A 13,002-nucleotide genomic window follows, 5' to 3' on the forward strand; every position below is an offset into this window, starting at 1 on the left:
CCCGGCCCCTCAATCCGTGGGGAGGAGGTGGTACGCGGGCAGCGGGGAGAGGTTCCAGGCGTCCCGGACCTGCTGAATCGTGCTGCGGGCCAGGGCATCGGTCGGGCCGATCTCGCGCCGGGCCCGGGTCAGGGCGGCGAAGGAGCCGTCGAAGTCGGCGGACAGCGCTCGGTCGATGTCGGGCTGGGAGAGCTCCGCCGAGAAGACGCCGCACACGGTGTCGAGATGGAAGGCGTGGTTGGCGAGGGTGGCGGCCAGCCGCTCGCTTCCGGGGATCGACCCGGCCAGCCGGAGGGTGCGTTCGCCCAGCAGCCGGAGGCCGCCGTGGTGGGAGGCGACGGGTTCGTGGAACAGCTCCAGTAGTTCGGAGGAGCCTGCTTCGCCGGCACCCGCGGCGCCCGCGAGACGTGTCAGCTCCCGCTGCACGAGCATCGACGTGACGTCGGCGAGCGTCCTGGACCGGCCTGGCGTGACATGGGTGACCGCGGCGCGGGCCGTCCGGAGGAGGTCACGGGGGACACCGCCGGTCAGGCACGTGAACAGCGCGGCGAAGGGGGCCGGCAGGTTCACCACGCGCGAGCTGAGCAGGCGGATCGCGGTGTCCTGGTCGAGCGGCCCGACCCGGATCACCTCGTCGATCGCACTGTCGAAGGCGTCCCGGCCTCCCGCCGGGGCCAGGCCCGCGTCCCGGAGCGCCTCGTCGGAGACCGTGAGGACGAACAGGCAGTGGTTGACGTCGAAGACGGCCTTCAGCTCGCTCAGGAAGTCCCTCGCCTTGGTGGCCGGCTGGATACGGTCGAGCTCGTCGACGCCGATGACCAGGCGTCCGCCGCTCAGGTGCAGCCGACCGGCCACCTCGAGAAGGAACTCCCGGAGCTCGTGCACGATCTCCGGGTAGCTGAGCGGCTGCCGGGCACTGCTGGTGCCGCGCTTGCCCGACAGGGTGAGGCCCTTCCAGCCGCCGCCCCAGCCCCGCTCCTCGGTGCGGGTCTGCAGGTACCGGATCTGCTGCAGATGCCGCTGGGCCTTGCCGTGCAGCACCTCCGGCCCCGAGTCGCGGACCTCGTCGCAGACCCGCGCGAACAGGTGCAGCATGAACTCCCGGCGGTCGTGGACCACCGGCGCGTCCATGAGCACGCTGACGGTGCCCGGGCCGTCGGTGGCGCAGAACACCTTCAGCAGCTCGGACTTGCCGGCCCCGCGCGGGCCCGACAGCGCGATGCTGCCTCCGTCCATCGCCCTTCCGATCGTGACGAGGTCCCGTTCGGCCTGTGTCTCGATATGGCGCTCGGTGCCCCGTACCCAGCGCAGGCCGGGCGCGTCCTGGATGCTGATGCTCAGCGTGGTCGTGTACCGCCGCGCCTGCCGTGCCCCGATCTCCTCGCGCAACCCGGCCAGGACGTTGTGCTCGAGCGTCTCCCGCCAGGCGGCGGCCAACTGCCGGACGCCCGACCGGCTGACCTCGAGGTCGTCGAGCAGGATGATGGCCTCCGCGCAGGCCGTGAAGAGCACCGTCGCGCCGGCGAAGACCCACCAGCCCCACAGGTAGCCGTCGTCGAACGAGCGCGACGGCGCGTGGTGGTCGTACATCCAGACGAGGTCCTGGGTGTAGAAGGCCAGGAGTCCGGCCGGCGCCGCGGCGATCGTCAGCGCCAGCACCCCGTCGAGGATGTTCCCCGCGCGGACCAGCGCCAACTCCTCCGCGAGGGAGACGCCCATCGCGGCGGCCCAGATGACGACCGCGACCAGCACCGCGCCGCTCAGCCCGTAACCCGCGGCGTTGGAGAAGACCACCTCGCGATGCCCCTTGAGGGCGTGTTCGAGCTCGACGGCCCACCCGAACACCGCCGCCGTACCGAGCCAGCCGAACAGGGCGAGGACGTAGGCCGGTGGCATCAGTGGCCAGAACCTCGTCTTGGCCGCCACGCTGCGATAACGCGACTCGCTGGACTCCGCGGAACTGAGGATGGCCGCTCGCTCCGGGGAGTCGGGCGCGCTGAGCGAGCGGCTCAGCTGGGCCTTGTCCTCCTCCGGTACGCCGTCCAGCTCCGCGGAACCGAGCGCGGCCCGGAGCGCCTCCTGGAAGACCTGTTCACGGTTGAGACCCGGCATGACGGACACCTCCGCGCCCAAGGATGACCTGTATCGGCCGAACCCACCACGGGGTTGCCCAAGGAGATCGAACCGCCGCCTCGTCGTGCTCCGGTTCGCTCGCCCGGTTGACAGATCACTTGCGGCTGGGCGCCCGGCTCAACCCCGGGTGGGACGACGCGGTGGAGCCGGGCTGGGCAGCCTCGCGGTGACCTGGTGGTCCGGCCCGGTCGACAAGGCCGCCGCCCGTGAGTTCCCGCGAATGGGGGCGCTGCTGTTCGACGCACGCGGCCATCGACGGCCTCACGGCGAATCGCTCGAGCGACGGCCCCATCCGGGTGAGGGTGAATGCGCCTCCGGTGCCCTGCTCCTGTCCAGCCACACCGTCGACGCCTCCGGCCGCTCGGTGGACGCCATCCCGCTGTCCCCGTCCTCCTGGCCCTGCGCGGTGGCCCGGGGAGGGTTGTCGGGGTGCCTGGCGGAGATGAAGCGGCTCGGCTACCGGCAGCGGATGGCCTACCACCCCGCCGGCCGTTTCTGGCCCTTCCAGTGGCTGGAGACCGGGATCTACACCGTCCTCGCCTCCGGCCTCACCGGCTTCTGCTTCGGTGGATGCGGCGACGCCTGTCCTGACCGGCTCCCACCTGGCCGGGGATGGGCCGGGTCAGGTCCGGCGGATCCACATCCGCCAGCCGAAGGCACCGATGTACTCGCACCTGAACTCCTTCCACGCACCGCCGAGGTAGCCCGTCGACCCGGCCCAGTTGCAGCCGGCCTCGGTCTCCCAGGTGCCCGCGGGATTGAGCGTCCACTCGCCCTCGTGGGCGGCGGCCCGGGTTTCGCTCCCGCCCCGCAACGGCTGGGCACTCGCGACGGCGGGGGAGTTCAGGGCGGCCCCTCCGAGCGCCAGTGCCGCGAACAGGATGATTGGTCTGCGCATTGACGGCCCCTCGCTGAGTCGGTGCCGGACGGCGACGCCGCCCGGCATCGGATAACTACGCCGGGTAATCATGAGATACCAGCGGTGGGTGCCGCCGCAAGGGGATTTCCTTACTCACCGTAACTGTATCCGGATGGGTACTCTCCGATGTCATGCCTTGAAAAGACCATGAATCGCAGGAAATGCTGAGGCCTGCGAGATCGGCGATCGTCACTTTCCGTAGTCATCGACCTGATCGGCTTGTCTCGTGCTCGATCGGCTCGCAAGCGAAACCCTCGTTACGAAAGGAGAGTCGTGCCCAGATACGTGTTCGCCTTGGCCGTGGTGATACCCGTCGTCCTGGCCCTGAGCGCTCCGGCCTCGGCTGCGACGGTCACCCCCGCCGCAATTTCGCAGGTCAGCTGTGGCAGCGCGAAGGGAGAGCCGGGGGGTGATTACTGCACGGAGCAGTTCTACTGCAGCAATCACACCCTGTGGCAGATCTGCTACAAGTGGCTCTACGGCGTGCCGACGAGATACGACAACGCGGTGGGCAGCTGCCAGAGCTGAGCGCTGACCCACCTCCGCGCTGACCCGGCACGGCGGTTCCGGACGGTGGTCTGGCATGGGCAGGCCACCGTCCTCGGGGTCACCATCTGAGGCTCCCCGGTCAGGGTGAGACCGTCGTTTTCGGACAAGGTAAACCAAAGGTAAAGAGCAGCCGTCCTCTGAGCGAATGATGATCAGAGGAGGAACATGCGGGTTCTGAGGCGGCTCCTTGGTACGGGGATCGCGCTGGCCACCGTCCTGTGCGCGACGGCCGGCCACGAGGGCGTGGCGGGCGCGGCTCCGGTGAAGCCGGCGAAGCCGGGAGACTTCAACGGCGACGGCTACGGCGACCTCGCCGTCGGCGCTCCCACGATGAAGATCTCCTCGATCCAGAGAGCCGGAGCGGTGGCCGTGACCTACGGCTCGCCGACCGGCCTCAAGACCGGCAAGCACCAGACGGTGAGCCAGTCCAGCGGCGGGGTGCCCGGCGGTGCCGAGGCGGGGGACCGGTTCGGCCAGGCCGTGGCCAGTGGTGACTTCGACGGCGACGGCCATGCCGACCTCGCCGTGGGCTCCCCCGGCGAGAAACTGGGCACGGTGGTGGACGCGGGATCCGTCACGATCATCTACGGTTCCGCGACCGGGCTGTCCGGCCGGGCCGTCGCCTTCGCGCTGGGCACCGCGGGAGTGCCCGGTGCGCAGGGCGCCGACCTCCACTTCGGCCGGTCGCTCGCGGCCGGGGACCTGAACGGCGACGGCTACCGCGACCTGGCCGTCGGCACGGGCAAGCAGGTCGTCGTGCTCTATGGGGGCGCGCACGGGATCACCAGCGCCGGGGCGACGCTGATCAAGACGCCACCCGGGGCCGACTTCCCCTCCCAGTCCGACCCGCTGCAGGTCTACGGCTTCGGCTCGACGCTGGCCATCACCGACACCGATCGCGACGGGTACGCGGACCTGATCGCGGGGGCGTGGCTCCGTAGCACGGAGGGCGACCCCGGCGACAACGCGTACGCGGGATCGGAGGTCTACCGGGGTTCGGCGTCCGGCGTCGCGACCACGCACGCCCAGGTGCTGGCGAATGCCGGCGGCGGACTCGCCGGAGGTGACATCAACGGCGACGGGTACGGTGACGTGCTGGCCGGGACGAGCGGTTCCAACATCCTCCCCGCGCCGGTCGCGACCGTGTTCCTGGGCTCGGCGACCGGCCTGCGCAAGGTGTGGACCTTCAACCAGAACACGGCCGGCGTCCCTGGCACGTTCGAGGACTTCGACGGCTTCGGAGCGGCGGTCTCCCTCGGCGACGTCAACGGCGACGGCAAGGCCGACGCCGCCGTCGCCGCACCGTTCGAGGGTCCCGGCAGTGCATGGGGCTACGGCAACGTGACGGTGCTGTTCGGCTCGTCCTCGGCCACCGGCCTGACCGCCACCGGCGCCAAGGCCTACTCCCAGGACACCTCGGGCGTCCCCGGCCACTCCGAGTACGGCGACATCTTCGGCTCGGCCGTACAGCTCACCGACCTCGACCGCGACGGGCGTGCGGAGCTCGCGGTCGGCGCTCCCGGCGAGAACGGCACCGGCACGGCGGACGACCGGAACGCCGACGGGGCGGTGGCGGTGCTGCGCGGCACTTCGGGCGGCCTGTCCACCAGCGGAGTCCTGTCCTTCGGGGCGGCCACTCTCGGAGGCACCACCCATCAGGCGTCGTTCGGCACCGGGCTGCTCCCCTGAGCCGCGCTCGCCGTTCCTCTGGCGCCCCGGTCCGGCGGGCGGCAGAGGCGGCAGAGGCGGCGGGGCAAATGCAATGTGAGGAGGTCCCCTTCGCCGAACCGGATACGAGGGCATTCATCCCGATTTGTTCGGGCTCAGAGAGATGGGTGCTTTTGTTACGAGATCATGGATTAAGTGACCTGCGATCTCAACGGCGCCGATGCCCGGGTGGCGCAGCCGTGGCGGTGATCCGGCCGCCCGCCGGCAAGACGGCACATATGCGCCCTGGATGATCGCGGTGCTGCCACGTCCCACGATCATCGTTTGCGTCTCGGCTGAACATTCGATTCGGCTCGCCGAAATGTGGATTGATAACGAAAGCGACTCTGCCGAAGAAGATATGAACCGTCTCGGTCCCGGCCGTATCTAACCCGATGTCCTTGTGAGTTCTGATGGGCAGGGGAACGGCATGGTTGAGATACTCCTCGGGGTGCTTTCACCGTTCATATCGACGGTGACGGAGGACTTCCTGGCTCGTCGGCGGGACGCGGTCCCGCTTTCGGAGTTGGAAGATCAGGTGATCCGGCTCGCCGCGGGGCAGCGGCACATGGAGGACGAGCTCGTACAGATCCGGCAGGCCGTGGTGGTGCTGACACGTTTCCTCGCCGAGTACGGCGCCGAGACCTTCAGCTACCGCGGGGAGCGGCTGGAGTTGGCGGGCGGGCTCGACGAACGACGTCAGGTCGTCGTCGGACAGGTCATCGAGAGCTTCGAGCAGGAGGTCACGGCCCAGGTCCAGGCCAGACGCCAGCGGTCGCGGCGGCGGCCCGAGCCCCGGGAGATCCCGGCGGGGCCGACGAGCGACCAGTTGAAGGGCTTCCTCGACGGGTTCGAAGAGGAGATCAGGCGGGCGCGGCTGGGGCAGGAGGACGTGGTTTGAACGAGGCGATTCTCCTTGACCGCTTCTTCCAGCGGGTCCACCTCCACCTCGTGGGCAGCTACAGCGAGTCCCCCCGGCGCCCGCTCATCCTCGGCATCTTCGGCCGGGCGGGCGACGGCAAGTCCCTCCAGCTGTCCACCTCCCTCGACCACTGCCACGTGCACGCCGTCCGGCTCAACGCCGCCGACCTGGAGAGCGGGCTGGCCGGGGAGCCCGGCAAGCACATCGCGCGGACCTACAGCGCGGCGTCGCTGGCCGTCGCGAAGGGCGTCCCCACCGCGCTGGTCGTCGACGACGTCGACACCACGGTCGGCGAGTGGGAGATGAACACCGGGACCGTCAACCACCAGCAGGTCCTCGCCGAGCTGATGCACCTGGCGGACCGGCCGGTGGATCCGGACCGCAACCGGCCCAAGCGGGTCCCGATCTTCGTGACGGGCAACAACCTGAACCGCCTCTACGCCCCGCTGCGGCGGCACGGGCGCATGGACGCCTTCCCGTGGCGGCCGGGCCCGGAGGAGGTCAGGACCGTCGTGCACGGCGTGTTCGCCGGGGTCGCGGACCAGCCGGCTCTCGACAAGCTGGCCGCCGAGTTCGTCGACGAGCCGCTGTCGTTCTTCGCCCAGGTGCGGCACCTGCTCGCCGAGGCGGAGATCGCGGGCAACCTGCACCACGTCGGCCTCGACATGCGGGCGTTCCTGCGCAGGCTCGGCCCGGGCCAGCGGGCGGCGCCCGCTCCGCGCAAGGTCGCCTACGAGGATCTGATCGCGACCGCCCGCCGGCTGAAGGCCGAGAGCTCCAACGCCCTGCACGACTTCCTGCAGCCCGACCCTTCGGTGAAGGAGATCAGATGAGTCCACGGACGTACACCCACACCTGGACCCTGACCCGGCTGGAGAGCATCCAGGACCAGTTCCGTTTCCTGCTGGAGCACGGCGGGATCTCGGAGGCGCACATCGAGAAGGTCGTCTACGGCATCCAGGAGAAGGCGATCAAGGCCGTGGGGCTCTACGCCACGGACTCCTCCGGCCTGCGCGTCATCGAGGTCGAGCTGAGCGTCGACTGGGACCAGAACGAGCAGCTCACACTGAGCAGCCCCACGATCCAGAGCGGCCTGTCCGGCTGGGACGGCCGCCAGACCGGCGAGGTCAAGATCGCGGGTCGCCGGTTCAGCGAGAAGGTCACGCAGTTCAACCTCGACGCAGGCCACTGGATCTCGCTGATCCCCCGCATCACCGGCGACTCAGCCCAGTACGACGACTGGTGCCGCCGCCTCAACCTCGGCGGCACCACTCCCAACTGGCGCGGCACCCCCCATGAGATCCCCGACACCCTCCTCGACCTCCCCGAGGTCAACATCAGGATGCGCATGGCCGGCGACTAGCTCCTGCCGTTCACCTGCCGCCTCGCATGGCCCGCCCCGCCGGGGCGGGTCATGCGTCTTTCCGGCCCGGCGACTCCGGCCCGGCAACGGACGCGAGCGATTCCGGGGCGTCGGGCGTCCCGGGGCAGCGGGGGCAGTGGTGGACCATCGTGGTGACCAGGTCCGGGCGCAGGACGCACGGGTAGACGTGGCCGGGATCGTGCAGGACGGTGTACGGGCCGGGACACGCCGGGCGGTCGCATTCGAGGTATCCGTCCCCGTGCGAGACGACCGTCGCCCAGCAGCGGTCCGGCTGGTCGGAGCGGCCGGCGAGCAGGCGGTAGGCATCGTCGAGTGCCCTGATGGCGGCCAGCTCGGCGGGTGCCATGCGCGACGGCGACTCCACCGGCTCGTCACCGCCCAGGGCCGGCGGTGTCATTCCCGCGACGACCCGGCCGGGTCGCCGGCGTTGCCCGGCCTTACCGCTGGTTCGTTCGTGCACACAACCTCCACTGGCTTCGTTCGGCTTCACCCTGAGTGCTTCACCCTGAGTAAGGGACGGTACTCGCCGCCGCCGCGCGACGGGCCGCGGACGCCCCCGCTGCCTACGTCGCACCGCGTCCGGTCACCGGTGCCTGGGAGGCCGCGGCACGGGCGCCGAGCTCGGCCAGGGCGATCGGGTGGCTGGGCGGCCGGTCGATGATCAGTGTGGACTCGGTCCGCAGGTCGGGGCGGACGTGCAGGAGCTCGCCGGGCTGGAGCGGGCGCCAGCCGGGGTCTTCGTCCATGCGCTCACTGGCGATCACGACGGTGGGCTGTCCGAGCAGGTCACCGCAGCGGACCCGCACCGTACCGGCGGCGCTGGCGTGTTCGAGATGCCGGCAGCCGCTCGGGCCGCCCGGCCGGCGTTCGAGGACGAGCAGGTCATGGGTGTCGGGGTAGCGCAGCGCCCACAGTTCGTCAGGGGTGGTGAGGATCAGGTTGAGCGCGTACAGGGGCAGGTTCGCGGCGACCCAGCGTGCGGCGGCGGTGATCCCGGCGCTGATGTCGCCTCCGGACTCGTCGATGTGCTTGGTGACGAGGGCGAAGAACCGCTCGGAGTCGGTGTCGCCTCTGACGAGGGCCCGGTAGTCGCCGAGCTCCGCTTCGAGCCGGTCCAGGTCGGAGATGATCCCGTTGTGCGCCAGCAGCCTGCCGTGCTGGGCGAAGGGGTGGGTGTTCCGGATGTCCAGCCCGCCGGTGGAGGCATAGCGGATGTGGGCCAGGAAGGTGGTCGAGACCACCTGCTTGGCCTCGCAGGCGAACTGCGCGTCCTCGTACGCCGCGATCGGCCGCTTGTCGACGTGCGGGGTGCCGTCCGGGTCGAAGGTGCCGAGACCGGTGCCGTCGGGTTCGCGGCGGCTCTGCATGCTGAGACTGTCGGACGCGTCGAGCAGCCAGAACGTGGCGCGCACCCGGTTCGGCGCGCCCGAAAGGCCGAATAACCGGCACATCTCGTACCTCCACTGGTCTTCGAGCCGGTCAGATGAGCGATTACCTCGTCACCCTATGCGACCGGCCTGTCGATCATTGTGGGGAGTGGGCCTCGGCTGCCGCCTGGATGGTCGGGTAGGTGACGAGAACCCGGTCGAGACCGACGATGTGCAGGATCCGGGCGACCCGGTCGGGGACGCCGGTCAGCGCGATGTCCGCGCCGGCGGCCAGGGCGTGGTTGCGGGCGGCGATGAAGGTGGCGATGCCGCTGGAGTCGCAGAACGTCAGCCCCGACAGGTCGATGATGAGCTGCTGGCCGGAGGTGACGGTGATGGCCGCCAGCGCCTCACGTGCCTCCGGGGCGGTGTGGTAGTCCAGCTCTCCCGCGAGTGCGAGCAGGGCGCCGGTACGGATGCCGCGGGTGACGACGGTCAGGTCGGTCACGACGGCTCGTCGGCGCGAAGGGGGGCGCTGAGCGCCAGGACCGCGGCGTCGTCGTCCAGGCCGTCGCCGAAGCCGTCGAGCAGGTCGATCACCGCGGCGATGGCCGCGGTGGCGGTGGTGGGGGCCAGACGTGCGGCGAACTCGTGCAGGGCTTCTTCTCCATAACGGCCGTCGGCGGTATCGGTGTGCGCCTCTGTCAGCCCGTCGGTGTACAGCAACAGGGTGTCACCTGGCGACAGGCGGATCGTGGTGGCCGTGAAGGGCGCGTCCTCCATGACGCCGACGAGGAGGCCGCCGGGGGTGGGTAGGTAGTCCGCGGTTGCGTCGGCGCGCATCAGCAGGGCGGCGGGGTGGCCGCCACTGGCGAGCGTGATGGTGAAGCCGTCACCGTCGGGGACGAGGACACCGAAGATCACGGTGCAGTAGCGCGGATCGTCGCCGTGGTATTCCTGGTGCAGCGCCGTGTTCAGCGTGTTCAGCACAGCGACGGGATCGGCGGCGGGCCCGTAGACCGCGGCGGCGCGCAGGGTGTAGCGGATCAACGAGGTCACGGTGGCGGCCGCCGCGCCCTTGCCGCACACGTCACCGAGGAAGAAGGCCCACCGGTCTCCGCTGACGGGGAACAGGTCGTAGAAGTCGCCACCGACCTGGTCCAGGGACGCGATGTGGTAGTGCGCGAGGGCCTCCAGGCCCGGCACCACCGGGAGCGCCGGGGGGAGCAGGCTGCGCTGCAGGGTGGTGACCAGGCGCTGGAGGCGTTCGCGTTCGAGTTCGGCCTCCTGGCGGGCGCGCAGCAGCTCGCGCTCGTAGGCGCGGCGGTCGGAGGCGTCGAAGATCGTGGTGCGGATCAGCAGGGGCTCACCGGTGGCACTGGTCTTGACCGTGGAGGTGACCAGCACGGGCAGCCGGGTGCCGTCCGCGGTCTGCAGTTCCAGGGCCACGCCGCCGATCTGCCCCTGCATGCTCAGCAGGGGCGCGAAGTGCGTCTCGTGGTAGAGCCGGCCGCCGACGGTCAGCAGATCGGGGAAGGAGCGGTGCCCGACCACCTCGTCGCGGGTGTAGCCGAGCCAGCTCAGCAAGGTGGCGTTGATCTTGGCGATCTGGCCGTTCAGCAGCGTGGACAGGTAACCGCAGGGTGCGTTCTCGTACAGATCCTCGGCGCTGTCCTCCAGCAGCGACGAGAAGAGCGCCCCGTCGTGGCCGCCGCCGTGCTCGGACCCGTCAGAGTCCGAGTCGTGCTGGGTGCTCATCACCGCCGGTCGCCGATGAAGGCGGCGATCGCCTCGGTGGTGGCCTCGGGGGCGCTCAGCTGCGGGCAGTGACCGGTCGCGTCCAGGGTGATCAGACGGCTGCCGGGGATCTGGGCGTGCACGAACGCGCCCACCTCGGGGGGCGCGATCACGTCCCGGGAGCAGTCGAGCACCAGGGTCGGCACCGTGACCCCGGCCAGATCGGCTCGGTGGTCGGACAGGAACGTCGTCCGGGCGAACGCCCGCGCGATCCGGGGATCGGTCCGGCAGAAGCTGTTGGTCAGCTCCTCGCCCAGCTCGGGGCGCTCCGGATTGCCCATGATGACCGGTGCCATCGCTGCCGACCAGCCCAGGTAGTTGCTGTCCAGCGACTCCAGCAACTCCTCGATGTCGGCCCGGCTGAACCCGCCCCGGTAGCCCTCGTCGTCGACGTAACAGGGGGAGGGAACGAGCAGGACCAGCTTGGCGAACCGCTCCGGCTCCCGGACCGCCGCCAGTACGCCGATCATCGCGCTGACCGAATGCCCCACGAACACGACCTCGGTGAGGTCCAGTTCCCGGCAGATGCGCAGGACGTCGTCGGCGTAACCGTCCAGGGTCGCGTAGCGGTCGGCGCGCCAGGCCGACAGATCCGACCGCCCGGCGCCGACGTGGTCGAACGAGACCACCCGGAAGTCCCGGGCCAGCGCCGGAGCCACCAGCCGCCACATGTTCTGATCGCAGCCGAAGCCGTGGGCCAGCATGACCACCGGCCCGTCCGCACGGCCGGTCACCACCACGTGGTTCCTGCCGCCCACATCCACGACACCCATGGCGCCTCATCCTTCCACCCCTGACTCGACGACATGGGATGTATTGTCACGATCACCCCAGTTCGTACGGGCGGTCACGAGGCACCTGCCGACCTGTGGCGGTCCGGCCGATCGAGCAGCCGTACGAGGGCCCGGGTGGCGTGCCGGTCCGGGCGGTCCGTGGCGATGCGGGCGGCGGCCCGCCGCGCCGCCGTGCGGAAGCGGCCCTCCCGCAGCAGCAGCGTGAGGGCCGTGCGGATCTGGGTGGGCGGGGAGTCGGCCGGCAGCGTGATCCCCGCGCCGAGGCCGGCGATGCGGGCGGCGTTGACGTGCTGGTCGCGGCCGAGGGGAAGCAGCAACTGGGGGACGCCGTGCGCCAGGGCGCGCAGGCCGGTGCCCAGGCCGGCATGGCCGATCAGGACATCACAGTGCGGAAGGACCTGGTCGTGATCGGCGAACGCGACGGGGGTCACGTTGGCCGGAACCTCCATGGCGCCCGCGCTCATCGCGGGCCCGAGCGTGAGGAGCGCCTCGACGCCGGTTTCGGCCACCGCATCGCAGACCGCCCGCACCAGCCGGGTCTGGCCGGCCATGACGGTCGTGCTGAAGCTGATCAACACGTGCGGCCGGGCCCGTGCTCGCTCCCCGTCCGGGCGCGGGCCGGTGCGGACGCCCAGCGGGCCGGCGTGCACCACATGAGGGGGAAGGCCGGCCTCGGCGTCGAGCCATCGCGGTGCCGTCACCAGCACCAGGTCCGGCGCCTCCCACGCCTCGACGGGCCCGGCCACCGGGCCCAGGCCCAGCGTTCTCCTGGTCGCGTTCAGCCGCGGCAGGTCCGTCGTCCCCCCGTCCCCGGTCCTGGCCATGGGCCCGCGGGCGGTCCCGTACAGGAAGTGCACGACGGACACCGTGGGGGTGCCGCTCGCCTCGCCGGCGGCGAGGGCCGCGGGAAGCATGCAGTCCGCGACCAGCACGTCAGGCCCCGTGGCGGCCAGTGCCTCGTGTACGTCCGCGGCGATCTCCGCACCCGCGATGGTGGCCAGGACCCCCTCGGCCTGTGCCTCGAAGGGCACGTCGACCCGCGGATCGGGGCCACGCCGATAGTCGATGACCTGGAAGCCCGCCGCCCGCACCGCCGGCCTCGTCGCCGCCGAGACCAGGACCCGTACCCGGCATCCCGCACCGGCGAGCAGGGCGGCGACCGACAGCAACGGCGGGAGATTGCCGCCCCCGCCCCAGGTGGCCACGAGCACCTCACCACGCATGCCGCCTCCTCTGCGCGCCCGCCGCGCTCTCGACCCGTGCGCGGGCGGCGGCCGGCGCGATCAGAGGAACTGGCGCACGGCCGCGGCTGTCGAAGGGGGAGTTCCTCTCGCTCGAAGGCCCCATCAATGATGCCCGTCGGCGGGGAGGTGCGCTCGGGCGCCGACGCCGGAATGCGCCTCGGCCGCGTGCCCGGACGCCCGGGACGG

Annotated in this window: 13 protein-coding genes; 5 read left to right on the forward strand and 8 right to left on the reverse strand. The window is 70.9% G+C overall.

The window, feature by feature from the left end:
- Positions 1-9 precede the first annotated feature (9 nt).
- Both ACRYCC_RS11010 and ACRYCC_RS11015 read right to left on the reverse strand, forming a co-directional pair.
- Positions 10-2,112 (reverse strand): hypothetical protein, encoded by a 2,103-nt coding sequence (locus ACRYCC_RS11010; RefSeq protein ID WP_433810918.1) that lies wholly within the window; start codon positions 2,110-2,112, stop codon positions 10-12.
- Positions 2,113-2,755: 643 nt separating this feature from the next.
- Positions 2,756-3,031, reverse strand: coding sequence for a hypothetical protein (locus tag ACRYCC_RS11015; protein ID WP_433810920.1), 276 nt, complete (start codon positions 3,029-3,031; stop codon positions 2,756-2,758).
- Positions 3,032-3,325: 294 nt separating this feature from the next.
- Here ACRYCC_RS11015 and ACRYCC_RS11020 point away from each other — a divergent pair, with 294 nt between their 5' ends.
- The 5 genes from ACRYCC_RS11020 to ACRYCC_RS11040 all read left to right on the forward strand — a co-directional run bounded on the left by ACRYCC_RS11020 (position 3,326) and on the right by ACRYCC_RS11040 (position 7,593).
- Positions 3,326-3,580, forward strand: a complete 255-nt coding sequence (locus tag ACRYCC_RS11020; protein ID WP_433810922.1) for a hypothetical protein — start codon at positions 3,326-3,328, stop codon at positions 3,578-3,580.
- 186 nt (positions 3,581-3,766) lie between these two features.
- On the forward strand, positions 3,767-5,290 hold the full coding sequence (locus ACRYCC_RS11025) for a hypothetical protein (RefSeq protein WP_433810924.1): 1,524 nt from the start codon (positions 3,767-3,769) through the stop codon (positions 5,288-5,290).
- A 448-nt stretch (positions 5,291-5,738) separates the two neighbouring features.
- The gene (locus ACRYCC_RS11030; RefSeq protein WP_433810926.1) at positions 5,739-6,209 is read left to right on the forward strand and encodes a hypothetical protein; all 471 of its coding nucleotides are present in this window, start codon (positions 5,739-5,741) and stop codon (positions 6,207-6,209) included.
- Positions 6,206-7,063, forward strand: a complete 858-nt coding sequence (locus tag ACRYCC_RS11035) for an AAA family ATPase (protein WP_433810928.1) — start codon at positions 6,206-6,208, stop codon at positions 7,061-7,063. Before ACRYCC_RS11030 ends, ACRYCC_RS11035 begins: the two co-directional genes overlap by 4 nt.
- A complete protein-coding gene (locus tag ACRYCC_RS11040; protein WP_433810929.1) occupies positions 7,060-7,593 on the forward strand; it encodes a hypothetical protein in 534 nt (177 codons plus the stop codon). The genes ACRYCC_RS11035 and ACRYCC_RS11040 overlap by 4 nt, the downstream gene beginning before the upstream one ends.
- Before the next feature lie 49 nt (positions 7,594-7,642).
- On the opposite strand, the gene ACRYCC_RS11045 is transcribed toward ACRYCC_RS11040, so the two are convergent.
- The 6 genes from ACRYCC_RS11045 to ACRYCC_RS11070 all read right to left on the reverse strand — a co-directional run bounded on the left by ACRYCC_RS11045 (position 7,643) and on the right by ACRYCC_RS11070 (position 12,795).
- On the reverse strand, positions 7,643-8,074 hold the full coding sequence (locus tag ACRYCC_RS11045) for a hypothetical protein (RefSeq protein WP_433810931.1): 432 nt from the start codon (positions 8,072-8,074) through the stop codon (positions 7,643-7,645).
- 103 nt (positions 8,075-8,177) lie between these two features.
- Positions 8,178-9,065 (reverse strand): class II glutamine amidotransferase, encoded by an 888-nt coding sequence (locus tag ACRYCC_RS11050; protein ID WP_433810933.1) that lies wholly within the window; start codon positions 9,063-9,065, stop codon positions 8,178-8,180.
- Between the two features lie 73 nt (positions 9,066-9,138).
- A complete protein-coding gene (locus ACRYCC_RS11055; protein WP_433810935.1) occupies positions 9,139-9,489 on the reverse strand; it encodes an STAS domain-containing protein in 351 nt (116 codons plus the stop codon).
- The gene (locus ACRYCC_RS11060) at positions 9,486-10,739 is read right to left on the reverse strand and encodes a PP2C family protein-serine/threonine phosphatase (protein WP_433810937.1); all 1,254 of its coding nucleotides are present in this window, start codon (positions 10,737-10,739) and stop codon (positions 9,486-9,488) included. Before ACRYCC_RS11060 ends, ACRYCC_RS11055 begins: the two co-directional genes overlap by 4 nt.
- Positions 10,739-11,551, reverse strand: coding sequence for an alpha/beta fold hydrolase (locus ACRYCC_RS11065; protein WP_433810939.1), 813 nt, complete (start codon positions 11,549-11,551; stop codon positions 10,739-10,741). The genes ACRYCC_RS11060 and ACRYCC_RS11065 overlap by 1 nt, the downstream gene beginning before the upstream one ends.
- A gap of 74 nt (positions 11,552-11,625) precedes the next feature.
- Positions 11,626-12,795, reverse strand: coding sequence for a glycosyltransferase (locus tag ACRYCC_RS11070; RefSeq protein ID WP_433810941.1), 1,170 nt, complete (start codon positions 12,793-12,795; stop codon positions 11,626-11,628).
- Positions 12,796-13,002 lie beyond the last annotated feature (207 nt).

The sequence above is a fragment of the Actinomadura scrupuli genome, from assembly GCF_050971785.1.
GTDB classification, from domain to species: domain Bacteria; phylum Actinomycetota; class Actinomycetes; order Streptosporangiales; family Streptosporangiaceae; genus Actinomadura_E; species Actinomadura_E scrupuli.

Excerpts from the sequence above, each read along its gene's own strand:
- ACRYCC_RS11050 (WP_433810933.1), bottom strand. The coding sequence starts at position 9,065 with ATGTGCCGGTTATTCGGCCTTTCGGGCGCGCCGAACCGGGTGCGCGCC.
- ACRYCC_RS11010 (WP_433810918.1), bottom strand. The coding sequence starts at position 2,112 with ATGCCGGGTCTCAACCGTGAACAGGTCTTCCAGGAGGCGCTCCGGGCC.
- ACRYCC_RS11030 (WP_433810926.1), top strand. The coding sequence starts at position 5,739 with ATGGTTGAGATACTCCTCGGGGTGCTTTCACCGTTCATATCGACGGTG.
- ACRYCC_RS11015 (WP_433810920.1), bottom strand. The coding sequence starts at position 3,031 with ATGCGCAGACCAATCATCCTGTTCGCGGCACTGGCGCTCGGAGGGGCC.
- ACRYCC_RS11065 (WP_433810939.1), bottom strand. The coding sequence starts at position 11,551 with ATGGGTGTCGTGGATGTGGGCGGCAGGAACCACGTGGTGGTGACCGGC.
- ACRYCC_RS11060 (WP_433810937.1), bottom strand. The coding sequence starts at position 10,739 with ATGAGCACCCAGCACGACTCGGACTCTGACGGGTCCGAGCACGGCGGC.
- ACRYCC_RS11025 (WP_433810924.1), top strand. The coding sequence starts at position 3,767 with ATGCGGGTTCTGAGGCGGCTCCTTGGTACGGGGATCGCGCTGGCCACC.
- ACRYCC_RS11070 (WP_433810941.1), bottom strand. The coding sequence starts at position 12,795 with ATGCGTGGTGAGGTGCTCGTGGCCACCTGGGGCGGGGGCGGCAATCTC.
- ACRYCC_RS11040 (WP_433810929.1), top strand. The coding sequence starts at position 7,060 with ATGAGTCCACGGACGTACACCCACACCTGGACCCTGACCCGGCTGGAG.